Origin of the sequence: Streptomyces sp. NBC_01485 (assembly GCF_036227125.1) — a bacterium.
Classification (GTDB): domain Bacteria; phylum Actinomycetota; class Actinomycetes; order Streptomycetales; family Streptomycetaceae; genus Streptomyces.
The window spans coordinates 9,061,818-9,084,609 of record NZ_CP109435.1; the positions used below are offsets into that span (position 1 = coordinate 9,061,818).

17 protein-coding genes and 1 pseudogene are annotated in these 22,792 nt (G+C 71.9%); 9 read left to right on the forward strand and 9 right to left on the reverse strand.

Features of this window, described 5'->3' with window-relative positions:
• Positions 1 to 67: 67 nt before the first annotated feature.
• The 9 genes and pseudogenes from OG352_RS39330 to OG352_RS39370 form a co-directional block, all read right to left on the reverse strand.
• Positions 68 to 919, reverse strand: a complete 852-nt coding sequence (locus OG352_RS39330) for a GntR family transcriptional regulator (RefSeq protein WP_329223570.1) — start codon at positions 917 to 919, stop codon at positions 68 to 70.
• Between the two features lie 96 nt (positions 920 to 1,015).
• A complete protein-coding gene (locus tag OG352_RS39335; protein WP_329223571.1) occupies positions 1,016 to 1,813 on the reverse strand; it encodes an ATP-binding cassette domain-containing protein in 798 nt (265 codons plus the stop codon).
• A 2-nt stretch (positions 1,814 to 1,815) separates the two neighbouring features.
• Positions 1,816 to 2,874: an ABC transporter permease gene (locus tag OG352_RS39340; protein ID WP_329223573.1), complete on the reverse strand. Its 1,059-nt coding sequence runs from the start codon at positions 2,872 to 2,874 to the stop codon at positions 1,816 to 1,818.
• Between the two features lie 107 nt (positions 2,875 to 2,981).
• On the reverse strand, positions 2,982 to 4,073 hold the full coding sequence (locus OG352_RS39345) for a sugar ABC transporter substrate-binding protein (RefSeq protein WP_329223575.1): 1,092 nt from the start codon (positions 4,071 to 4,073) through the stop codon (positions 2,982 to 2,984).
• A 1,069-nt stretch (positions 4,074 to 5,142) separates the two neighbouring features.
• Positions 5,143 to 5,569, reverse strand: a pseudogene (locus tag OG352_RS39350) (DUF5994 family protein); the annotation flags it as partial.
• Positions 5,570 to 5,584: 15 nt separating this feature from the next.
• The gene (locus tag OG352_RS39355) at positions 5,585 to 5,932 is read right to left on the reverse strand and encodes a hypothetical protein (RefSeq protein WP_329223576.1); all 348 of its coding nucleotides are present in this window, start codon (positions 5,930 to 5,932) and stop codon (positions 5,585 to 5,587) included.
• 353 nt (positions 5,933 to 6,285) lie between these two features.
• Positions 6,286 to 7,560 (reverse strand): ATP-grasp domain-containing protein, encoded by a 1,275-nt coding sequence (locus OG352_RS39360; RefSeq protein ID WP_329223578.1) that lies wholly within the window; start codon positions 7,558 to 7,560, stop codon positions 6,286 to 6,288.
• 50 nt (positions 7,561 to 7,610) lie between these two features.
• A complete protein-coding gene (locus OG352_RS39365; RefSeq protein ID WP_329223579.1) occupies positions 7,611 to 8,885 on the reverse strand; it encodes an MDR family MFS transporter in 1,275 nt (424 codons plus the stop codon).
• Positions 8,878 to 10,521 (reverse strand): AMP-binding protein, encoded by a 1,644-nt coding sequence (locus OG352_RS39370; protein WP_329223581.1) that lies wholly within the window; start codon positions 10,519 to 10,521, stop codon positions 8,878 to 8,880. Before OG352_RS39370 ends, OG352_RS39365 begins: the two co-directional genes overlap by 8 nt.
• 321 nt (positions 10,522 to 10,842) lie before the next feature.
• Between OG352_RS39370 and OG352_RS39375 the strand changes: the two genes are divergently transcribed.
• From OG352_RS39375 to OG352_RS39415, 9 genes are all read left to right on the forward strand, one after another.
• Positions 10,843 to 12,141, forward strand: coding sequence for a condensation domain-containing protein (locus tag OG352_RS39375; protein WP_329223582.1), 1,299 nt, complete (start codon positions 10,843 to 10,845; stop codon positions 12,139 to 12,141).
• Between the two features lie 344 nt (positions 12,142 to 12,485).
• Positions 12,486 to 14,993 (forward strand): ATP-grasp domain-containing protein, encoded by a 2,508-nt coding sequence (locus tag OG352_RS39380; RefSeq protein WP_329223583.1) that lies wholly within the window; start codon positions 12,486 to 12,488, stop codon positions 14,991 to 14,993.
• Between the two features lie 33 nt (positions 14,994 to 15,026).
• On the forward strand, positions 15,027 to 16,703 hold the full coding sequence (locus tag OG352_RS39385; RefSeq protein WP_329223585.1) for a carbamoyltransferase C-terminal domain-containing protein: 1,677 nt from the start codon (positions 15,027 to 15,029) through the stop codon (positions 16,701 to 16,703).
• Positions 16,703 to 18,040, forward strand: coding sequence for a KamA family radical SAM protein (locus OG352_RS39390; RefSeq protein ID WP_329223586.1), 1,338 nt, complete (start codon positions 16,703 to 16,705; stop codon positions 18,038 to 18,040). The genes OG352_RS39385 and OG352_RS39390 overlap by 1 nt, the downstream gene beginning before the upstream one ends.
• Positions 18,037 to 19,302, forward strand: coding sequence for a pyridoxal phosphate-dependent aminotransferase (locus tag OG352_RS39395; protein WP_329223588.1), 1,266 nt, complete (start codon positions 18,037 to 18,039; stop codon positions 19,300 to 19,302). Before OG352_RS39390 ends, OG352_RS39395 begins: the two co-directional genes overlap by 4 nt.
• A gap of 44 nt (positions 19,303 to 19,346) precedes the next feature.
• A complete protein-coding gene (locus tag OG352_RS39400) occupies positions 19,347 to 20,060 on the forward strand; it encodes a maleylpyruvate isomerase family mycothiol-dependent enzyme (protein WP_329223589.1) in 714 nt (237 codons plus the stop codon).
• Positions 20,061 to 20,113: 53 nt separating this feature from the next.
• Positions 20,114 to 21,283, forward strand: a complete 1,170-nt coding sequence (locus OG352_RS39405; protein ID WP_329223591.1) for a hypothetical protein — start codon at positions 20,114 to 20,116, stop codon at positions 21,281 to 21,283.
• A 62-nt stretch (positions 21,284 to 21,345) separates the two neighbouring features.
• Positions 21,346 to 21,612, forward strand: a complete 267-nt coding sequence (locus OG352_RS39410; protein WP_329223593.1) for an acyl carrier protein — start codon at positions 21,346 to 21,348, stop codon at positions 21,610 to 21,612.
• Positions 21,609 to 22,769 carry an acyl-CoA dehydrogenase family protein gene (locus tag OG352_RS39415; protein ID WP_329223594.1) on the forward strand — a complete coding sequence of 387 codons (1,161 nt, stop codon included), beginning with the start codon at positions 21,609 to 21,611 and terminating at the stop codon, positions 22,767 to 22,769. The genes OG352_RS39410 and OG352_RS39415 overlap by 4 nt, the downstream gene beginning before the upstream one ends.
• The last annotated feature ends 23 nt before the right edge of the window (positions 22,770 to 22,792 follow it).

A 22,792-nucleotide genomic window follows, 5' to 3' on the forward strand; every position in this document is an offset into this window, starting at 1 on the left:
CGAGGCGCGCCACGCCCGCTGCGCCCCTGGAGCGACGCGGCCGAGGTACTCGGGGCCGCTCCTCGCTTCACGCTCTGGCCGCGCCGGAGGGACGATCCGGTGGGACCGGCGCGTCGAGGCCGGTGAGGAGTTGGATGTCGAAGCCGCGGCGCGTGGGAGGGTAGCAGTGGCTGCCGTACTCGACCGGACGGCCGCTCTGGTCGAGGGTCGTGCGGGTCAGGGTCAGCAGGGCTGTTCCCTCGGCGACGTCGAGCAACTCGCCTTCCTCCGCCGTGGCGGCACGTGCACCGATCGTGCACCGGGCGCTGTAGGCGAAGATTCCGGCCGCCCGCATCAGACCGTGCAGACCGACGGAGCCCAGCCGGCCGTCGTGCGGGCTGAACAGGTCCGGGCCCAGCAGCTCGCGGGGAAGGTGGTTGCGGAGGCGGCCGATGCACACGCCGTCCGCGTACTGGAGCCGATCCAGGACCGTGACCTCGCTCCCCTCGGCGATCGCGAGAGCGGCCGCCACCTCCGGCGAGGCGGGCTCGGTTCCGTGGTGCAGGACCTCCGCCGCCGGGGCACGTCCCGCCTCGCGCAGATCCTCGTGCACGGCGGCGACGACGTCCATGGTGTGCGCGGCCCGGCCCTGCGCCACCAGGGTGCCGATGCCCCGCAGACGCACCAGCAGGCCCTGCTGCGTCAGCGACTTGATGGCATGGCGGACCGTGATCCGCGACAGGCCGATCTCCTCGGCCATCCTGGGCTCACTGGTCAACAGGCTGCCGGGCACCAACTGACCGTGCACGATGGCATGTTGGAGCTGATCGGCGAGTTGCTGGTGGAGCGGTGTCCGGCTCGTGCGGTCCAGGATGAGACCGGGGGGCGTGGAACCGCGTGGGTGGACATCCGGGTTTTCGTCCGGGTTTTCATCCCGCATCGCGTGGTCCTGACGTGTTCGGTGCCGCGCCTTCGACCGGCTGGGGGGCGCTCCCCGTCGGCGCCCCCCAGCCGGCCACTGCCACCTGCGCGCGCGTCAGCCGTTGGACTCCAACTGCATCTGGGCCAGTTCGGCCTCGAGGTGGGCCATGGCCTCGCCGCCGGCCATCAGGTCGGTGATCTGCTCGCGGGTGCGCTCGCCCTTGCGGAAGTCGTCGGCCTTCTGACCATGGATGAGGACGGCGAAGTGGTCGCCGACCATCATGGCGTGGCGGACGTTGTGGGTGACGAGGATGACCGCGACGCCCTTCGCCCGGGCCTGCATGATGATCCGCAGGACGTGGGCCGCCTCCTTCACGCCGAGTGCCGCGGTGGGCTCGTCGAGGATGAGGACGTTGGCGCCGAAGTAGACGGCGCGCGCGATGGCCAGCGCCTGGCGCTCACCGCCGGACAGGCTGCCCACGAGCCGGGCGCCGTCGGTGACCCGGGTGATGCCGAGGGACTGCATCTCGCGCACGGCGATCTCGCCGGCCACCTTCTTGTCGAACAGCTTGAACGGGCCCCACCCCTTGGTGGGTTCGGCGCCGACGAAGAAGCAGCGGCCGACGCCCATCAGCGGGAAGGTGCCGCCGAACTGGTGCACGGTGGCTATGCCCTGGGCGCTGGCGTCCCGCGGAGTGTCGAAGACGACCGGTTCGCCGTTGACCTCGATGCTGCCGGAGGTCGGCTTGTGGAACCCCGAGAGGATCTTGATGAGGGTCGACTTGCCCGCGCCGTTGTCGCCGAGCAGGCACAGCACCTTGCCGGCGTCCACCTCGAGGGAGATGTCCTGCAACGCGTTGGTGCCGAGGAAGGACTTGCTGATGCCGGTCAGGCGCAGCAGGGGTGCAGTCATGGTCAGACCTTCTTGGGGCGGGAGGCGGACAGGGCGAGGCGACGGAACGTGTTGTTCATCAGGACGGCCGTCAGGATGAGAACGCCCAGGATCAGGCTGGCCCAGTCGGAGTTCCAACCGGTGTAGTAGATGCCCTGGTTGACGATGGCGAACGTCAGGGTGCCGAGCACCACGCCGACGACCGATCCGTATCCACCGGTGAGCAGTACGCCGCCGACGACCACGGCGATGATCGAGTTGAAGACGAAGGACTGGCCGTTGGCGACCTGCGCGCCGTTGTAGAGGATCGTCTGGATCACGCCGACCAGGGCGGCGCCGAACCCGCTGCCCATGTACAGCGCGATCTTCACCTTGGCGACCGGGATGCCGGTGGCGCGGGCGCTCTCCTTGTCACCGCCGATGGCGAAGATCCAGTTTCCGTACGGCGTCAGCTGCAGCAGCACCGCCACGACGGCTGCCAGCGCGAGCCACCAGAAGATCGCCACCTCGAACTGGCCGCCGATCAGCGTGCCGAAGACCGCCTTGGAGAAGGGGTCGGGGTTGATGGCGACGCTGGTGGTGCCGGTCGTGGCGCGGGACAGGCCGAGTGTGAGCCCGGCCAGTCCGGACAGTGTGGCCAGGGTGACCACCAGGGACGGGACATTGGTCCGCGTGACCATGATCCCGTTGAGGAGGCCGACCAGCAGCCCGAGGCCGAGTGCGCACACGATGCCGACGATCATCGGCGCGCCCCAGTGGCCGGACACGATCGCCAGCGTCATCGAACTGCCGGCCAGCACCGAGCCCACGGAGACGTCGAGTTCACCGGCGATCATCAGCAACCCGACCGGGATGGCCACGATGCCGAGTTCCGCGCCGATGTTCAGCCAGCTCGCCGCTCCTGCCGGGGCCAGGAACTTCGTGCCACCGAAGATCGCGAAGAAGACGAAGACGCCGAGTGTCCCGATGAACGCGCCACCCTCGGGGCGGTAGCCCAGTCGCCGCAGCGCGCCGACCGACTTCTTGGGTTGCACGGCAGCGGTCTTCGTTTCGTCCGGCGCCGCCGGAAGAGAGGTTGTCATGGGTTTGGTACCACCTTTGTGGGTCTATAGATGTCCGGCACCTGCGAGTGCGTGTGGTCGAGGCGCCGGGCCCGGGAACGGTCCCGGGCCCGGCGCCTCCGTCCGGATCAGCGGACGCCGGACTTGGTGCCCTCGATCGCTTGGGCGACGTTGTCCTTGGTGATCAGCAGCGGACCGGTCAGCAGCGGGTCCTGCGGCGCGAACAGTCCGTAGGCCAGGTACTGGTAGGCCATCGACACGGCGTAGAAGCCCTGCAGGTACGGCTGCTGGTCGATGGCGAACAGCTGGTCGCCGGCCTTGATCCGGTCGAGCTGGGACTGCGAGATGTCGAAGGTTCCCAGGTCGACCTTGTCACCGGCGCCGGCCTGCTTGATCGCGCCGGCGGCGCTGTCCGCGTCCTGGACGCCGATCGTCACCAGCGCGTCGACGCTGCTGTCCTTCAGCAGCGCGCCCTTGATCGCCTGGGTGATCGCGGACGGGTTGCCGAAGTTCGACGAGGGCAGCGCCAGCTGCGTGGACTTGGCCCCCTTGCTCTTGGCGCCGTCCGAGATGCCGTTGCAGCGGGCCTCCGAGTTGGCACCGCCGGGGAGGGTGTTGACGCAGAGGATGTTCTTGGCCCCGCCCTCCGCGAACTTGATGCCGCCGGCCTTGCCCGCCTCGTAGTCGTCGGACCCGATGTACTTCAGACCGCCGACCTTCTTGGCCGCGGCGGACCCGCCCGAGTTGTAGATGAAGACGGGGACGCCCTTGCCGGTGGCCTGCTTGAACGCGGCGTCCTGGCTGTCGGGCACCCAGTCCGGGCCGACGATCGCCGACGGGTTCTGCGACAGCGCGGTGAGCGTCAGCTTGGCCGCGTCCGGGCCGAGGTTGTCGTAGTTCTGCGGCCCGAGGAAGGTCACCTTGCCGCCGCCGGCCTCCACCAGCTTCGCCGCGTCCTCGCCACCACGCTTGACCGCCGACCAGAAGGGGTCGTCCGACTTGCCGCCGATGACGTATATGGAGATCTTGCCGCCGCTGGCCGCGGCGGGCTTCGACGCGCCGGTGGTCGCCGCTGCCGTGTCGTCCGTACCGCCGCTCTTCGCGGCGCCGCTGCTGCACCCGGCCAGGGTGGTCGCCGTCGCGGCGAGCAGGCCCACTGCGATCAGGACTCTGCGGGGAAGGCGGCCGGGCAGGTTCGGCCTGGTGTTCGTGCGTTCCATGTGCGGAGTGCTCCTTCAGGTGAAGCCGGGACCGAGCGTGGGGCGAGGCCTGGACGGCATCGTGGATTGTGCGGCTTTGTGTAGCTATTTGGTGATTTGTCGGCATGCGTCAGGTGTGATCCTGGGCATGGGGGAGTATCGGGTTCCGGCCGCCCTCGGTCGAACGAGGGCTGGCGATGCCGAGGCGGTCGGCCGTCCGATCCGGGATCGGGCAGAGGGATCGGGTAGCGGGGTTCGGGCCGATGCGGGCGGGATGTGAGGTGGCGGGTGATCGCCGGGCTCGGGATGACTGCCGGCTACCCGGCAATCGCCTGGTAGGGCGTTTATCGTCTGCGGCTCGGTGACCTTTTAAAGCGCTTTATGTGCGGTGCGCAGAGCATGCTTCTGTTTCCGGGAGGTGTCAAGACTTTGTGAAGACATGTGAACCTGTTACCCGTTTCGGCAGGCTGCGTGGGCTTCCGGGTGGGGATGCGCGCTCCCGGGGAGTGCCGGTGGGTGAGGCGAAGCGCTGTTGGTGGTGGAGGGGCCCCGCGCCTCCTTGGTTACGGAAAGCAAACGACTTGATTGTCGCGCGGCCGCCCTCGCGCGGTGAGCTCGTCACCGGTACTCAAAGGGTGGTCAGGCCGATGCGATCATGCCATGGCGGTGGCCGTGCCGGCGCTTGCCGGTATTGCATCTGCGCATAGCGAAGTCGGTGATTTGGGCGATCAGCGGAAGGCGAAGGATCCAGCACATCGCCGGGCCGGGTGTCCGGATTCAGCGCTCAGCACGGTCTCGTGTCAATGAGGTGTCAACGCGGTATCGACGTCGAGGATGAGGTCCGGGAGCTGGTCGGGGGGCATCGGGCGGCTCGGACGGTGGCGTCGGCAGGATGCGGTGCTCCCGCCAGGACGGGGCCATCGTCGCGGCGGGCAGACGAAGGGGGTCGAGGCGGGAACGATCAGCGCGTACCTGTGCACTGCCTGGTGCGGGATGCGTGCGACGCTGTGCCCGGCCGGCACGGCGGAAGGCTATGCGGGCCGTTGGGTCCGGTCGGTGTTCAGCAACAGCATGCCGCCGGGGTCTGGCCCATGAGCCGGGCCGCCGACTCGGCCTCCGTCTCGGGCGGGATGACGGGCAGGTCCCAGCGGGCGGTGCCGTAGGGGAGTGACAGCAGCTTGTGCGGGCGAGTTCCGGGGTGAACCAGCCGACCTTGACGATGTGGCCGTCCACGAGAGCCTTGCGGGGGAGGGCCGGCCGGCACTTCGGGTTGACCGCGATTCGGGTGATGCGGCCGCGCAGGGGGTCCAACACGGCGGTCGGCACGGGCAGTTCGGTCAGCAGGTCGCGGGAGATGCCGTCGGTCTTCGGAGCGAGACGCGCGGCCGGGGCCGCCACGGGCGACTCCGTGCGAGGTAGCGGACATGGTCCGGACCGGTCTCCGGGCCGCCTCCGCAAGCGGCCCGGGATCCGTCTCTCACCGCGAACGACCCGGCGTGGAAGCCGGTGTGCGATATGCCCTCGGTACGGCCCTAGAGCTGGAGCAGGCGTTGGGTGATCTCCCGGTACTGCCTCAGCGCGTGCCGGAGTTCCTCGGACTGGGCGTCGGGGTCCTGCTCGTCCCAGCCGGCGCGCAGCAGACGTCGCCGTTCCGTGAGGGCGTTCACGAGCTGGGCGGTGGCTTCGTCGTACGCGCCCTCCGCCTCCTCCAGCGCCTCGCGCGGGGTGTCGGCGAAGGTGTTGAGGGCGTGCCGGAGCTGCAGGAGGATCTTGTCCCGTTCGGCCGACGGGAGCAGCGGCTCCGGGCCGGCGGTGCGGCGTGCGGCGGGGCCACGGGTCTGTCCCGCGGGCTGCTGGGCGCGTGTCTGGTCGTACATCATCGGATGCCGCTTCCGTTCCGCCCGAAGGCGTTCTCGGTCTTCTCGACGGCCTGTTCCAGGCTTCCGGAGACCCACTCGATGCTGCCCCGGCGCTGCACTGGCAGCACGGCACAGGGCGCCGTGCTGCCAGTCAACGTCCGGCGAGGGTCCGTGTCAACGCGGTGTCAAGCGATCCGGGCCGCCTCTCCCTGAGTTCGCGGGAGTACGGTGGAAGGAGCGAGGGGACTTGGTACGCCGGTGTCCGGAACCGGTCTCGCCGTCCGGGCCGGCAGCGTCACACAGGCCGAACAGACCCTCGTCTACACCGACACCGACACCGACACCGACACCGTTACCGGGCTGGGGCGCGTCCTTCACTGTTCTTCGGCGTCCGCCTCTGCCTTCACCTCCACCGTCACGCCGTTCATCGCCTCGGCGGCCGCCTTGTCGGCCTGTGCCGTCGTGGCGGCGCCCAGGATGAGCCAGCCGACGCGTTGCAGGTTGTCCTGGGGGTCTCCCACCAGGTCCCCGGGGTTTCTCGTGGCCACGGCGGCGATGACGTGTTCGCCCTGCGGGAGACCGCTGATCCGCGTGAGTGTCCCGGCGTGGGGCGGGACCAGGAAGCGGATGGCCGCGGCGGCGTCGCGGCTCGGGGTGACGTCGGGCCGTATGCCCAGCGCTGTCTGGAGGTAGGCGCGGGCCTCGTCGACGCCGGTGGCCTCGGCGACCAGCGTCATGATGCTGTCGCCGGGCGGCCGGGCACCCACCTCGATGACCTTCGCGTCGCCCCGGCTGTCGACCTTCACCTCGGTGTGCGCGACACCGTTGCGCAGGCCGACGGCGAGCACCGCCCGCGTTGCGGCGGTGAGTACGGCGGTCTGTGCGTCGGGGGCCAGTTCCGCCGGGACCGTGTGGCCGATCTCGACCCGGCGGCTGTCCTGCGTTGTCAACTTCGCGGTGACCGCGAGATGGTGGACCTCGCCGTCGGCGATGACGGTCTCGACGCTGAACTCGTCGCCGTCCACGTACTCCTGGGCGAGGACGGTGCCGTCCAGGGTGATGCCGTGCGAGGGCTTGCGCGTCTCGGACCGGGCGAGCCGTGCGGCGGCCGGCAGTGCTTCGGCGCTGTGGACGACCGAGACGCCGATCGAGGCGGCGTTCTCGGCGGGCTTGACGACCAGCGGGAAACCCAGGCCGCTCTCCCGTACGAGGCGGGCGAGGACGGTGTGGTCCGGCGCGGCGAGCGTGCGCGGGGCGGGCACCCCGTGCGCCGCGAACGCCTCGGCCATCAGGCGCTTGTTGCGGCAGGCCGCCGCCCGCTCGGGGTCGTGGCCGGGCAGTCCGAGCCGGGCCGCCAGCAGGGTGGCCACGGGGGAGAGGAACTCCCAGCAGGCCACGACACCGTCGATTCCGGTGGTGCGGCAGAAGGCGGTGAGGTCGTCGAGCGCCCGGTCGGCGTCACCGAAGTCGGTGAAGACCACGCCGGTCATCTGCTCTTTCAGTTCGGGGCGGTAGTCCGCGTGCACGTCTTCGTGGGTGGCCACGAACGCCTCGACGCCGAGCTCGGCGGCGGCGCGCAGCAGGTCGTCGCCGGCGGCCACCGAGGCTTCGAGCAGCAGGACTTTCTGACCGGGCGTCACAACAGTCACGGCACTCACGGCACTCATGACGCTCACAGCACTCGCGGCACTCGCGGTACTCACGACAGGACCTCCTTCGGTGCGGTGGGCTCATCCGTCGGAGTGAGCGCGCGGGCGCGGATGGCGGGCGCCAGCGCCAGTTGCGCCGACGCCGCCGCGAGACACAGGACGGCGCAGGTCAGCCAGAGCGCGGGAGCGCCGGCGACGAGCAGCCGGGTGCCGACGAGCGGGGCGATCAGGAAACCGGTGCCCCAGGCCATGCCGAGCAGGCCGTTGTAGCGGCCGCGGAGGCGGGCGGGCGCGAGATCGGCGACGAGGGCCGCGGTGACCGCGAAGACCAGCACCTCGCCGACGCTCCACACGGCGACCGCGAGGGCGTAGCCGACGGTGCCGGACGCGAGGGTCACCGCGGCGTTGCCACCGGCCGCGATCGTGAAGCCACAGGCCAGAATCCGGCTCTTGTCGAAGGGCGCCAACCGGTGGCCGATCAACGGCTGTACGGCGATCACGACGATGCCGTTGACCGACATGACGACGCCGTACGCGCCGCCGGACAGACCGTTGTCGCCCATCGCCAACGGCAGTGTGACGAGGGCCTGTTGGAAGACGATGCCGTAGACGACGACCACGCCGGCGAACGCCAGCATCACCCGGTCGCGCAGGACGTTGCGAAAGGCGCCGCCCGCCTGCTCTCGGTCCGGCCGGTGCGGTTCGGGCACGGCCAGCCACACCAGCAGCCCGAAGATCGCACAGGCCGCCGCGTCCACCCAGAACAGCAACTGGAAGTCGTGGGTGGCCAGGTAGCCGCCCATGACCATCGCGGCCGAGAAACCCAGGTTGACGGACCAGAGCAGCAGCCCGAACGCGCGTGTGCGGTCGGCGCCGGGAACGGTGTCGGCGACCAGGGCCTGCGCGGCGGGCCGGTACAGGTCGATGGTGACGCCGAGGGCGAATCCCGCGGCGGTGATGGCGGGCAGGGTCTGCGCGTGGCCGAGCGTGAGCAGGACCGCCCCGTTGGCCAGCATGCCCCCGGTGAGCGCGACGCGCCGCCCGAACCGGTCCGTGATGACACCGCCCAGGGGCTGCGAGATGACGGACCCGACACCGACGACGGTGAGGACGAGACCGGTCGCGCCGATGGACACGCCCCTGACCTCGGTCAGATACAGACTCAGGAACGGATTGACCATGGCGCCGAGCCGGTTCACCAGCGAGCCGCACCACAGCACCCAGAACGAGCCCGGCAGCCCACCCACCCGCACCCGCACGAAGGCCCGCAGCCGGCCGTCAGCCCCGTCAGCCCCGTGAGCTCCGTGGGCACGCTGCTCACGCATGAGTCCTCCGTGCCCCGCCGTCGGTGTCTGCGAGCGCCGCCCGGTCCACCTTGCCGTTCGGCGTCGTCGGCAGCACGTCCAGGAACCGGACCTCCTGCGGAACCATGTAGCCGGGCAGCGTACGGCCGCAGAACTCCCGCACTTCGCCGGGACCGCCGTCCGGGAAGCGGCCCGCCGAGAGGACGACGAAGGCGGCGAGCCGCAGACCACCGCCGGGCGCCGGCAGCGGCAGCGCGGCGGCAGCGACGGCCCCGGGGAACTCCAGCAACCGCCGCTCCACCTCGCCCAGTTCCACACGGTTGCCGTTGATCTGGACCTGCGCGTCGGTGCGCCCGGAGAAGTAGAACTCCCCGCCCTCGCCCCGGACCGCCAAGTCCCCGGTGCGCAACACCCGTTGCCCGGACTCCGGACACAACGGGTCCGGCACCAGCGCGGCCCTGGTCGCCGCCGGATCGTCCCAGTAGCCGGAGAAGAGCGCCGGGCCGCGCAGATGGATCTCGCCGGGTGTGCCGGGCCGGTCGACGACCTCGCCCGCCGCGTCCACGAGCAGCATCTCGGCGCCCGGGTGGGCGACCCCGATGGACAGGCGCTCCACGGAGTCCGGCAGCGGGTCGGGTACGTCCTCGAAGGAGCAGGCCATCGACTCGGTGCTGCCGTAGCAGTTGACGATGCGCACCCCGGGCCGCAACTCCCGCAGCCGGCGCAGCTCGGGCAGCGGGAACTCCTCGCCGCAGTAGAGGACCGAGCGCAGCCCGTCGAGGGCGGCCAGCCGGTCCGGCTCGTACCGCAGGGCCTGCCGCCAGATCGACGGGACGCCGTTGACCTGGGTGGCGCCGGTGTCGCGCAGCACCCGCAGGAAGTGCCGGGGCCAGCGCATGAGGGCCTGCGGGATCGGTACGACGGCGGCGCCGCTGCCCAGCGCCAGGCCGATGTTCAGCAGGGAGAAGTCGAAGTGGAGCGGTGAGGTGTTCGCGACCCGGTCCTGTGGTGTGGCGATGGCCTGCGTCAGCATGCCGCGGTAGAAGGCGGTCACGGCGCGATGGCTCATCACCACCCCCTTGGGGCGGCCGGTGGTACCTGAGGTGAAGATGATGTACGCGGGATCGGTGACGCAGGCGGTCCGGCGGCGGCGCGGCTGCTGGGCGGGACGGTGGTCGAACGACAGCCCCTCCGGCGAGAACCGGCCGGTGGCCACCCAGGGCGGCAGGCCCTCGCGCGTACCGTCGGCCGGCTGGAGGTGCACGGCCGGCCGGGCGGACTCCACGATCGACAGCAGCCGTTCCGGCGGGGTCTCGGGACTCACCGGGACGAAGGTGAGCCCCGCCCGTGAGCAGGCGATCAGCGCGGCGATGGACGCGGCGGTCGGCTCGGCCTCCAGGATCACCCGGGAGCCGATCTCCACACCGAGCGTGTCGAGACGGTCGGCGTAGGCGTGCGCGAGGGAGTCCAGTTCGGCGTACGTCGTCACCGTGGTGCGGCCGGGTTCCGGCGACTCGACGACGGCCGGGCCGTCCGGAGTGCGGCGGGCGTGGGCGAGCAGGAAGTCGTGGAGGAACTCGTGGATGGAGTGGATGGATTCGTCGAGGAATGCGCCGGCGGGTGCGATCGGGTGGCCGAACTGCTGACTGACGGTCATGTCTCTCTCCTGCGGCCCCTTGCGGCCTCCTGCGGCGGAACGAGCAGGGCGAACGAGCTGCTGTCCCGACCGGCGTGAATTCCACGATGCGAATATGTGATTCCAGGCAACGGCGGCGAGCCTGCCACACCGGCGACGGGGATGTCACCCGGTCTCGAAGTGATGTGCCCCAAAGGGCAGTTGGTCGTGCGCGGCGGGGTCGCGGCGGGATCTCGCTCGGCGGGACGGGCCTGGACAGGCGGCAACTCGTGTGACAGCTTGGCGCCCAGTTCAGAAACAATATTCCATGATGCGGAAAACTGAAAGGCTGGGGGCCGCTGAGTGACACAACCTCTGTCCCTGGGGCAGCTCTCGGTGTGGCATGACGTACGGGACCTGTCGCCGGCCCGCCGCCACGAGCCCAACAACGTGGCTCTGTGGGCGCTCTCGCCGGACACGGACCCCGAGGCGGCACGCGGAGCCGTCGCCGCGCTGGCCGCACGCCATCCTTCGCTGCGCACCCGCTACGACCTCGACGACCCCGACGCGCCACGCCAGTTGACGCCCGACGAGGACTTCGCCGACGAGCTGCCGACCGTCGAGACCAACGAGACCCTCGAAGCCGTCGGCACCGCCGGCCTGCATGAACCGTCGGCCGAGTTACCCGAGCGGATCGCCCGGGACCTCGCCGCCGAACCCTTCGACCTCGGCCGTCAACACGGCTGGCGCGCCCGGCTCCTGACGCGCGCCGGGGCCCCTTCGCATCTGCTGTTCGTCAAGCACCACATCGCCGCCGACGCCTGGGCGCAGGAGACGCTGCACCGGGAGTTCCGGCAGGAGCTCGCCGTACCAGGACAGCTCGGCCCGCCGCCGGCCGGGCCCGCCGAACTGGCCGCGGAGCAGTACGCGCCCGCAGGCCTGCGCCGTCAGCGAGCCGCGCTCGCCCACTGGGCGCGGACCCTGGAACGCGCCCCCGCCGCCACCCTGCCGCGCCCCGCCGAGGCGCGAGGCACGGTCGTCCAGGCGACCCTGCACTCCGCCGCCGCCCGCACGGCCGCCCGCGCCCTCGCCGAGCGCGGGGAGGTGTCCGTCGCCGGCGTGGTCCTGGCCGCTTACGTCCGTGCCGTGGCCCGCCGCCTCGAAACCGGGTCCCTGCTGGTGCAGTTGATGAGCGCCAACCGCTTCGTCGGCCGGTGGAAGGAGGTGGTGACGTCCATGAACCAGTGGGTGCCCGCCCTCGTCGAGCAGGCCGACGGCGAGTTCCTCGCGCTGGCGAAGTCCGCCCACTGGAGCAGCCTCGCCGCCGTCCGGCACGGCATGCACGACGTCACCGAGGTCGCCGCGCTCAAGGCCGGTACGCCCGGCGCCCCCGAACCGGCCTGCGCCTTCAACTACGTCGCCGTACCCGACCAGCCCCCGGCCAATGCCCCGGACACCGGGCGCACGGCCATGGAGGGCGAGTACACCCTCACCTGGGAGGAACCGTTCACCACGATCGGACCCCGCTGCTACGCCCGCGTGCTGGAGAGCGGGCACGAGCTGTCCGTCCGGCTCACCGTCAAGGACATCGGCCGTGACCAGTGCGCCGCCCTGCTGGGCGACCTGCACGACGGCCTCCTGAGCGCCGCCCGCCGACTCTGAACGGGGGCGCGGGAACCGGGCTCTGCCCGAGGCTGCCCTCGGCAGACATGACGCGGCCCGCACCCATACCTGCGCCCGCACCCATACCCATACCCGTGTCCGCACCCATACCCATACCCGTGTCCGCACCCATACCTGCGCCCGCACCCATACCCGTGTCCGCACCCATACCTGCGCCCGTGCCCGCACCCGCACCCGTGCCCGTATCGAACCCGAACCCGTACCCGCACGCCGTCAGCGGAGTATCTCCGGGCGGCCGGCCACCAGCGCGGGGCGCCCCGCATCCCGGCTTCCCCACCGCCGACCGCCGGTGCTCGTCGCACCCACCCCCCCCAGGAGCTTCCGTGCCCCTCGAACACGTGATCATCATCCACCGGTGGACCGACCACTACGCCGACTACGCCGCCTACCTCGATCACACCGCTCACCGGGTCAGCTACGTCACGACCGAGCAGGCGGTGCACCACCTGCCCGTCGACCAGGCGGCAGGGGTACGGCTCGTGGCGAGCACCGAGCACACGAAGGCGGTGCGCGAGGCGGTCGACGCGCTGGCCGAGCGAGGCGGCGTGCCGACCCGGATCGTCGCGCTGCACGAGACCGACCTGGACCTGGCGGCCGAACTGCGGGCGGAGTTCGACCTGCCCGGCGTACGCGCCGATGACCTGCGCCCCCTGCGCGACAAGCTCCTGATGGCCCGGCGTCTGGAAGCCGCCGGACTTCCGGTGCCGGCCACCGCGGAAGCCGCCGACCACGCTGCGGTCGCCGCCTTCGCCGCCGACCACGGCTGGCCGGTCCTGGTGAAACCGCGGCGGGGCACGGCCAGCGCCGGCGTCACCCGCCTCGACTCGGCGGAGGAACTGGCCCGCTTCCCGTTCCCGCGCGACACCAGCCTGCTCGTGCAGCCGTGGCTGCCCGACCGGATCCTGCACGTGGACGGCGTCTTCACCGGCGAGAACCTGGGTGCCTGGCGGGCTTCGCGCTATCTCAGCACCTGCCTGGACTTCACCGCGGGCACCCCCCTCGCCTCCGTCGAGATCGACGGTGCCGGTGCCGGTGCCGAAGTCCTGAAGGGCATCGGCGAGTTGACGGCGGCCGTCGCACGCGCTCTGTTCTCCGGTCCGTCGGTGTTCCACCTGGAGTTGTTCGAGAGCGACACGGGCGCGCTGACGGTCCTGGAGATCGGCGCCCGCCCGGGCGGCGCCGAAGTGCCCTTCATCTGGCGGGACGTGCACGGCATCGACCTGATGGCCGTCGCCTTCGCCCACCAGACCGGCGCCCCGGCCCCCACCGCAGGCACCGCAGCCACCGACTCCACCGCGGCCACCAACCCGCCCGGGCCGCCCGCCGGCCGCGTCGCCGGCTGGCTCCTCGTGCCGCCCTCCGCGCCGACGCCGTGCCGCGTACGTGCCGCCACGGCGCCCGACGACAGCGGCGCCTACGCCCAACTCCTGCCGGAACCAGGCATGTTGATGCGCGGCGGCGGCTACGAACACGCCGGGGCACGTTTCCGGTTCGCCGGCGACAGCACCGGCGAGGTGGAGGCCGCCGTCCGCCGTACGATGCGCGACGCGACCCTCGTGGCCACGCCCGTCGACCCCGAGGCGCCCGCCCGCCTGATCGTCGTGGGCTGCGGCAACCCGCCCTACCGCAGGTACGCCCTGGACTCCCTGAACGCCCTGGCGGGGCAGGTCGAGACGGCGCTCGTGCAGCCGCGCGCCCTCGACTGGCAGCGCCCCTACGTCGCGGACCGCTTCCGGCAGGCGGACACCTCGAACACCACCGGCACCACCCGGGCCGTCGCCGCGCTCCTGGCCGGTCACCCCGGCCCGGGCGCCCTCCTGACCTGGGACGAGACCATGTTGGAGACCACCGCCGAGGTCGCCCGCCGGCTCGGGCTGCCGCATATGAGCCCCCAGGCCGTGAGCGGCTGCCGCGACAAGCTCACCACCCGCCGGCTGCTGGCCGCAGCCGGGGTGCCCTCCGCCCGCTTCCGGCATGTGCACAGCCGTCGGGACGCGGAGCTGGCGGCCGTGTCGCTCGGGCTGCCGGCCGTCGTCAAACCGCGCTCCCTCGCCGGCAGCATCGGTGTCGCTCTCGCCGCCGACCGCGACCAGGTCGGCCCCGCCTACGAGCTGGCCGCAGCGTCCGCGTTCCCCGGCATCGACGGCCTCGCCGGAGTGATCGTCGAGGAGTATCTGTCCGGCGACGAGCTCAGCGTGGACTGCGCCGTGTCCCACGGCGAGGTGCGCGTCGTGAACGTGGCCCGCAAACGCCTGGGCTTCGCACCGTACTTCGAGGAGGTCGGCCACCTCGTCGCCCCCTGGCAGGACGAGCCGTGGGCCGTCGAGGTCCGGTCCGTGGTCGCGGAAGCCCACGCGGCCCTCGGCATCCGTACCGGCCTCACCCACACCGAACTGCGGCTGACGGCGACCGGGCCGCGCATCGTGGAGGTCAACGGCCGCCTCGGCGGCGACTTCATCCCGCTGCTCGGCGCCCTGGCCACCGGCGTCGACCAGGTCGCGGCAGCCGCCCGCATCGCCCTCGGCCGCACCCTCGACCTGACCCCCACCCGCGACCGCTGCGCCGAGGTGCGCTTCGTCTACCCCGACCACGACGCGCTCGTGCAGGGCGTCGACCTGACCGCCGCCGCGGCCGTACCCGGCATCGTCCACGCGATCCCGCTCGCCGCCCCCGGCACCGAACTACGGCTGCCGCCGCGCGGCATCGTGCCCCGCCTCGCCGCGCTCGTCGCCACCGGCGAGAGCCCCGACGCCTGCGCCGCCGCCCTGGACCGCGCCGAGGAGGCGGTGCGGCACACCCTCACCCCGCTCCCGCTCCCCGAACGCCCCTGACACCGACGACCACCCGAGGAAAGGCCCCGCGCCATGTGGATTCTGGGCGTCAACGCGCCGCCGACCGGCTGGCACGACACCGCCGCCTGTCTCATCGACGGCGACGGCGAGATCGTCGCCTTCTCCGAAGAGGAACGCTGCAACCGCCGCCGCCACTCCCTCTACCGCAAGCCCCTGGGCGCCGCCCGGTTCTGCCTCCAGCAGGCCGGGATCGACGCCGCCGACATCGACGTCGTCGCCCTCGGCTGGGACAGCGAGCAGCTCTACCCGCGCCGCTTCGACAGCGACGCCGACCTCCTCGCGTACGCCGTCGGCCTGGACTTCGGCGATCACACCCCCGAGGTGGTGCGCGTCCCCCACCACCAGGCGCACGCCGCGTCCGCCTTCTACGCCTCCCCGTTCACCAAGGCCGGCGTGCTGGTGGTCGACGGGCACGGCGAGAACGAGTCCTCCACCATCTGGACGTACGAGGACGGCGCCGAACCCCGCCTGGAACGCACCTGGCAGCGCACCGCCTCCCTCGGCTACGCCTACGACGCCGCCTCCACCTGGCTCGGCTTCTCCTTCCTCAACGCGGGCAAGACGATGGGCCTGGCCGCCTACGGACGCGCCCGCGGCATCGAGGCGCCGTCCCTCGTCGACCTCGACGGCGACGACTTCCGTCTCGCCGTCGGGCCACTGGCCGAGACGCCGGGACAGGCCACCGCCGAGACCGTCAAGGAGCAGTACGAGACCGTCGTCGCCCGCTGGCGCGAGCGCTACACGGCGATCGCCGGCGCCGACGGCCCGGGCGTGCCCGAGGAGCGGCTCGCCGACGACCCCCGGTCGGTGCTGGTGGCCTGGACGGCGCAGCGCGTCATCGAGGAGTCCGTCACCCATCTGGCGTCCCTGGCCCGCAAGGCGGCCGGCGTCGACGCGCTGTGCCTCAGCGGCGGCGTCGCCCTGAACTGCAGCACCAACGGCACCCTGCCGGGCCCGCTGTACGTGCCGCCCGTACCGCACGACGCGGGCGTGGCCCTGGGCGCCGCGTGGACCGTGTGTCCGCCCGGGCCCCGCACCGGCGCCCTCAGCCCCTACCTGGGCACCGACATCCACGGCCCCGACTTCGTCGACGGCCGCCCGCCCCTGGACACCTCGGACCTGGTCAGGTCCGAGCTCGACACCGACGAACTGACCGCGCTGCTGCTCGACGGCCGCGTCGGCGCCGTCGCCCAGGGACGCGCCGAGGTGGGGCCGCGCGCGCTGTGCCGCCGGTCGATCATCGCCGTACCCAACACGGCGGAGGTGACCACCCGCGTGAACACCATCAAGAACCGGGAACAGTGGCGGCCCTTCGCAGGCGTGACCCGGCCCGACTACGGAGCCCGGCTGTGGGAGCGGCAGGAGCACCTGAGCCGCTACATGCTGGGCGCGGCCCGCGCCACCGACCTCGGCCGTACGGTCGCCCCGGGCGTCGTGCACGTCGACGGCACCACCCGGCCGCAGGTGCTGCACGGCGACGAGGCCCCCGCCGTGGGCGCCGTCCTCGACTCCCTGGAGGCGCAGGGCGCCCCGCCGGTGCTGCTGAACACCTCGTTCAACGACCGCGGCGAACCCATCGTCAACACCGCCGCCGACGCGTTCGCCGCCTTCCGCTCGATGGAGCTGGACTTCCTCGTGCTCGGCGACGAGCTGTACCGCAAGAAACACCGGACGGAAGGAGGTCGCTGATGCCGGACCTCCCGCTCCTCCCGCCGGAGGAGACACGCTTCCGGGCGTACGGCCCACGCCACATCGACACCATCGCCGGCCGCTTCGGACTGCCCGACGAGGTCACGGAGACCGTGCGCCGGATCTCCCTCGTGCTGCCCTTTCGGGTCAACGAGTACGTCCTGTCGGAGCTGATCGACTGGGACCGGATCCCCGACGACCCCATGTTCCAGCTGACCTTCCCGCAGCGCGGCATGCTGGCCCGCGCCGACGAGGAGCAGCTAGGCAAGCTCTCCGCCGACCCCGCGGACCGGCTGCTGCTGCGGGACGCCGTGGCCGACGTCCGCGCCCGCCTCAACCCGCACCCCTCGGGGCAGCAGGAGTTCAACGTGCCCACCCTGGACGGCGTCGAGCTGCCCGGCCTGCAGCACAAGTACCGCGAGACCGTCCTGTACTTCCCCGGGCAGGGCCAGACCTGCCACGCGTACTGCACCTACTGTTTCCGCTGGGCGCAGTTCGTCGGCGACGCCGACCTGCGCTTCGCCGCGCCGGACCCCGGCGGCCTGCTCGCCTACCTCGGCGCGCATCCCGAGGCGCGCGACGTGCTGGTCACCGGCGGCGACCCGATGGTCATGTCCACCGAGCGGCTGCGCGGTCACCTGGAGCCGCTGCTCGCCGTCGACTCCGTCGACACGATCCGCATCGGCACCAAGTCGGTCGCCTACTGGCCGCAGCGGTTCGTCACCGACCAGGACGCCGACGACGTCCTCAGACTGTTCGAGCGCGTGACCGCGGCGGGCAAACAGCTCGCCGTGATGGCCCACTTCAGCCACCCGCGCGAACTCGACACCGACCTGGCGAGGCAGGCGATGGCCCGCATCCGTGCCACCGGCGCGGTCGTCTACTGCCAGGCGCCCCTGATCGCCCACGTCAACGACGACGCCGACGTGTGGAGCGCGCTGTGGCGGGCCGAACTGGCAGCCGGCGCCGTGCCGTACTACCTGTTCGTGGAACGCGACACCGGACCGCACGACTACTTCAAGGTGCCGCTCGCCCGGGCCGTGGACATCTTCGCCGCCGCCTACCGCACCCTGCCCGGCCTCGCCCGCACCGTACGCGGCCCCGCCATGTCGGCCACCCCCGGCAAGGTCGTGGTGGACGGCGTCGAGGACGGCCCCGACGGCCGCCACTTCCGCCTGCGCATGCTCCAGGCACGCGACCCCGCCCTCGTAGGACGCCCCTTCCGGGCCCGCTGGACACCGGACGCGGCCTGGCTGGACGACCTGGAGATCGACCCGGCCACCCCCGCCGACCTCGCCGCCGCACTACGAGGCTCCGGAGAAAGGACCGGGACATGACCGGCATCGCCGTGCGCCCGTCGTCGCCCAACCTGGCGCTCAACCAGCTCGTGGACGAACGCCGTTCCGCCGGCGAGAACCTCGTCCACCTCGCCTTCGGCGAGGCCAGACTGCCGCTGCTGCCGCAACTGGCCGAGCAGTTGGCGGCCGGCGCCGCCCGCACCGCCTACGGTCCCGTGGCCGGCGCGCACGACGCCCGGGAGGCCGTCGCCGGCTACTTCCGCCGCCGCCGGCTGCCCACCGAGGCCGACCAGATCGTGCTGGCCCCCGGCAGCAAACCACTCCTGATGGCACTGCAACTCGCCGTCCCGGGCGATGTGTTGCTGCCCCGGCCGGCCTGGAACACCTACGCCCCGCAGGCCGCCTACGCGGGCAAGCAGGTCTTCGGCGTGCCGATCCCCGACGAGTGCGGCGGCGTGCCCGAGCCGGGGGAGCTGCGCAAGGCGCTGCGCCGGGCGCGGGCCGACGGCCACGACCCGCGGCTGCTGGTCCTCACCCTGCCCGACAACCCGACGGGCACCCTCGCCCCGCCCGCGCTGGTCCGCGAACTGTGCGCGCTCGCCCGCGAGGAGGACCTGCTGATCGTCTCGGACGAGATCTACCGGGACATCGTGCACGACCCGGACACGACCCCGTACCTCAGTCCGGCGGAGGCGGCACCGGAGCGCACGGTGGTCACCAGCGGCCTGTCCAAGACGCTCGGCCTGGGCGGCTGGCGCATCGGGGTCGCGCGCTTCCCGCAGGGGGAGACGGGCGGGCGACTGCGGGACGCGGTGGTCTCGGTGGCCAGCGAACTGTGGTCCACACTGGCCGGCCCCATGCAACAGGTCGCCCGGTACGCCTTCGCCGAACCGCCGGAGATCACCGAACGGCTGCGCTCCGGCGCACGCCTGCACGGCGCGGTGGCCCGGCAGGTGCACCGCATCGCCGTCGAAGCGGGCGCCCACTGCCGTCCGCCCACCGGCGGGTTCTACGTCTACCCGGACTTCGCACCGCTGCGCGCCCGCCTCGCCGAACGGGGCGTCACCGACTCCGCGTCCCTGGCCCGCCGTCTCCTCGACGACTCCGGGATCGTCGTCCTCGCCGGCCACCTGCTCGGCGACGACCCCGGGGCCCTGCGCTTCAAGGCGGCCACCAGCCTGCTGTACGGCGACGAGAAACAGCAGGCGGAGGCGCTGGGCTGCGACGACCCGGTCCGCCTGCCGCACATCGCCGCCCAACTGGACGCCATCACGGAGGGCTTCGCCCGTCTCGTCCGCTAGCCGACCGTCCCCCTTGTGTTCAAGAACCCTACGGAGAAAGCACGTTGAAGGAACTGGAACCCACCACTGAGACCTTCCGGGAGATCGCCGCCGCCGCGGACCGGCTGCTCGCCGGCCTCGACGCGCTCGGCGACGACGACATCGCGGCTCCGTCCCGGCTCCCCGGCTGGACGCGCGGCCACGTCCTGAGCCACCTGGCCCGCCAAGTGCCGGCGCTGGAACGCCTGTTGGAGTGGGCGCGCACGGGTGTGGAGACCCCGCAGTACGCGAACCGGCAGGCCCGCGACGCCGAGATCGAGGCAGGTGCCCACCGCCTCGCCGCGGACCTGGTGGCGGACGTACGAGAGAGCGCGAGGCACTTCCAGCGGACTGTCGAAGAGCTGCCCGCGCCTGCCTGGAACGCCGCGATCAGGCCCTTCACCGGGGAGTTGTGCACCCCTCGCCGCATTCTGGTGATCCGGCTGCGGGAACTCGAACTGCACCATGTGGACTTGGCCGTCGGCTATGACGTCGCCGACATTCCGGCGACCGCGCGGAACATCGTCCTGGACGACGTCCTCGGCTACTACGCCGCCGCCGAGGGCATGCCGGACTTCACGGTGCGGGGCGGCGACGGCGCGCAACTCGCCCGCTTCGGCACCGACGGCCCCGTGGTGTCCGGCGAGCCCGCCGACCTCCTGGCGTGGCTGGCCGGCCGGACGTCCGGCGCGCGCCTCGACACGACGGGCGAACTGCCGGTGCTGCCGCCGTGGCTCTGACGAGGAAGGTGAACGAGATGGCCGATAGGGACGATGTAGTTGGTACGGCTGGTATGGCTGGTACAGCTGATTTCGCCGCACCGGAGCAGTACGCGCTCGCCTCGGTCCACACGGGCCTGCTGGACTGCATCCAGGTCAACCTGGCGGTGCTCGCCGATCACGTCCACGGGCCGGGCACGCACCTGCGGCTCGGCGCGCCGCTCCGGTTCGCCTCGTGGCCACTGCCGGACGGGCTGCCCACGGTCGACCCACCATTGGCGGATCAACTGGCTTTGGCCACCGCCCTGTTGGGCCTTCGTGTCACGCGACAGGAGCGCCTGACCCGCGACGAGATGCTCGCGTCCCTGTCCGAACGGGGCGGGACCCACTACGTCGTCGCGGACGCCTACGATCTGCCCTGGCTGCCCTACTACGACCACGCCCACATGGACCACAGCTTCCTGCTCGCGGCGGGAGCGGACGGCTGGCACGTCACGGACGCGTACCGCATCGACACCCAGTGGGGGCCCGCCGTGCCCGGCACCTGGGTGCTGGCACGGGAGAAACTGGCCCGGATCACGTCGGCCGAGTTCATCGCGCTGGAACCCGCCGACCTCGCGCCCGTGGCCGACCTCTCGCCCACTTTGACGGTGGACGCCGACACGGTCGAGTCATATCTGACGGCATATCAGAACCATGCCGACCGTGGCCGTGCCCTGGAGCGACTCGCTGCGGAGACCTGGCTGTTGGCGCGTGCCCGCAAGCTGCACACCAAGTACCGGGCGCTGTTCGCGGGACGTGACGAGGAAACCGAGGCCGAGGGCGGGCAGTTGCGTGCCTGGGACAAGGCGGTCGAGCAGACCTACCTCGCCCACCGCCGGGTGTCCCGCGGCCGTGCCGAACCGGCCGGCGTGGTGGACCGTCTGCGAGAGGTCCTGGCCGCCGACCGTACGGTGTTCGGAGCCGAGGGCGCCGTCCCCGCACCCGCCCCGACAGTGCCCGGATCCGCCACGGACGACGCCCTGCGCCGACGCGTGGCCGCCGTCGCCGCAGCCGTCCTCGGGGTGCCCGAGACGGACCTCCTCGCGGGGGCGGCGTTCGACTCCTTCCCCTCGTTCAGCTCGTTCCGGCTGGTCGAGATCATCGAGGGCGTCGAGAGCGCACTGGACCGCGAACTGGACCCCGACCACCTGATCCCCGAGAACCTGCGGCGGGTCGACGACCTCTGCCGCATCCTCCGCTGACGAGCCCGGACGAGACCAAGGTCAGACCGGACAAGCCCAGACGAGACCAGAAGGGACCCTTCGTGGACCCCCGCTTCACCGAACTGCTGCGCTCCTCCCTCAAGCTCGCCGACCGCGACGCCGACGCCATCACTCCGGACACCGAGCTGCGCAAGATCGGCCTCGACTCCATGCAGGCCATCGAGCTGCTCTTCTCCATCGAGGACACCTTCGGCATCTCCCTGCCGGACGACGAGCTCAACGACACCACCTTCGCGACCGCCGGCAGCCTGTGGCGGGCGATCGCCGCGCAGTTGTCGGACGAACCCGGCGGCGAGGTGACGCCGTGACCGCGCCCCTGGACCTGACCGACCAGCTCGCCCACGTCGCCCGCGTCTGTGAGGAGCACCGGCAACGCACCGACCGGGACGCCGTGTTCCCGGTGGAGGCGCTGGACGCGCTGCGCCGCACCGGCCTGCTCGGCCTCCTGGTTCCGGTCGAGTACGGCGGTCTCGGGGGCACCGTCCGGGACCTGGTCGGGGCGGCGCTGACCCTCGGGCGCAGCGACACGTCCGTCGGCATGATCTTCGCGATGCACTGCCAGCAGACGGCGGCCGTGGTGGGTCACGCCGGCGAGCGGCTGCGCAAGGAGCTGCTGCCGCGCGTCGCGGGTGGGGAGGTCTACCTCGCCTCGGTGACCACGGAGGCGGGCAAGGGTGGTCATCTGCTGTCCGCGCAGGCGCAGTTGGGGCGCTCGGGGGAGCGGCTGGAGATCGACCGCCTCGCGCCCGTCGTGACCGGCGGGATGTACGCCGACGGCTTCCTCATCACGATGCGCAGCGCGGGGGAGCAGGCCGAGCACGAGGTGTCGTTGGTGTACGCCGACCGTGACCAGTTGGAGGTGACCGGTTCCGGCGACTGGCAGCCGCTGGGCATGCGGGCGAGCCACAGTCTTCCGCTGCGGCTGACCGGCGGTGTGCCGGGCCATCAAGTGGTCGGCGAGCACGGGCGGTTCCATGAGATCGCCGGGAAGGTCTTCGGGCCGCTGGCCCATCTGGGCTGGTCCGCGGTGTGGCTCGGCACGGCGGCGGGCGCGCTGTCGCGGGTGCTGAGGATGATCCGCGGCCGGGAGGGCCGGGACCGGTTCGACGTCGGCTCGGAGCTGCTCCTCACCCGGATCTCCCGGGCGCGCCAGCGGCTGGACGTGGTGCACGCGCTGCTGTGGCGGGCGCTGGAGGTGGTGGAGTCGGGCGAGGACCTGTCGGTGCCGGCGCGGCAGCTCCTGCTGAACTCCCTGAAGATCACCGCGTCCGAGGAGTGCCTCGCGGCGGTGGACGGCCTCGTCGACGCGGTCGGCCTGCGCCACGGCTACCTCAAGGACTCGCCCACCCGCCTCGAACAGGCCCTGCGCGACCTGCGCTCGGCGGCCCTGAACTACAGCAACGACCGGCTGCATCTGGCGGACGGCAGACTGGCGTTGCGTGACCAGGGAGTGAGCTTTGCCTGAGCCGGAGTGTCTTGAGGCAGAGC

Excerpts from the sequence above, each read along its gene's own strand:
- OG352_RS39330 (WP_329223570.1), bottom strand. The coding sequence starts at position 919 with ATGCGGGATGAAAACCCGGACGAAAACCCGGATGTCCACCCACGCGGT.
- OG352_RS39335 (WP_329223571.1), bottom strand. The coding sequence starts at position 1,813 with ATGACTGCACCCCTGCTGCGCCTGACCGGCATCAGCAAGTCCTTCCTC.
- OG352_RS39340 (WP_329223573.1), bottom strand. The coding sequence starts at position 2,874 with ATGACAACCTCTCTTCCGGCGGCGCCGGACGAAACGAAGACCGCTGCC.
- OG352_RS39345 (WP_329223575.1), bottom strand. The coding sequence starts at position 4,073 with ATGGAACGCACGAACACCAGGCCGAACCTGCCCGGCCGCCTTCCCCGC.
- OG352_RS39355 (WP_329223576.1), bottom strand. The coding sequence starts at position 5,932 with ATGATGTACGACCAGACACGCGCCCAGCAGCCCGCGGGACAGACCCGT.
- OG352_RS39365 (WP_329223579.1), bottom strand. The coding sequence starts at position 8,885 with ATGCGTGAGCAGCGTGCCCACGGAGCTCACGGGGCTGACGGGGCTGAC.
- OG352_RS39370 (WP_329223581.1), bottom strand. The coding sequence starts at position 10,521 with ATGACCGTCAGTCAGCAGTTCGGCCACCCGATCGCACCCGCCGGCGCA.
- OG352_RS39385 (WP_329223585.1), top strand. The coding sequence starts at position 15,027 with ATGTGGATTCTGGGCGTCAACGCGCCGCCGACCGGCTGGCACGACACC.
- OG352_RS39390 (WP_329223586.1), top strand. The coding sequence starts at position 16,703 with ATGCCGGACCTCCCGCTCCTCCCGCCGGAGGAGACACGCTTCCGGGCG.
- OG352_RS39395 (WP_329223588.1), top strand. The coding sequence starts at position 18,037 with ATGACCGGCATCGCCGTGCGCCCGTCGTCGCCCAACCTGGCGCTCAAC.
- OG352_RS39405 (WP_329223591.1), top strand. The coding sequence starts at position 20,114 with ATGGCTGGTACAGCTGATTTCGCCGCACCGGAGCAGTACGCGCTCGCC.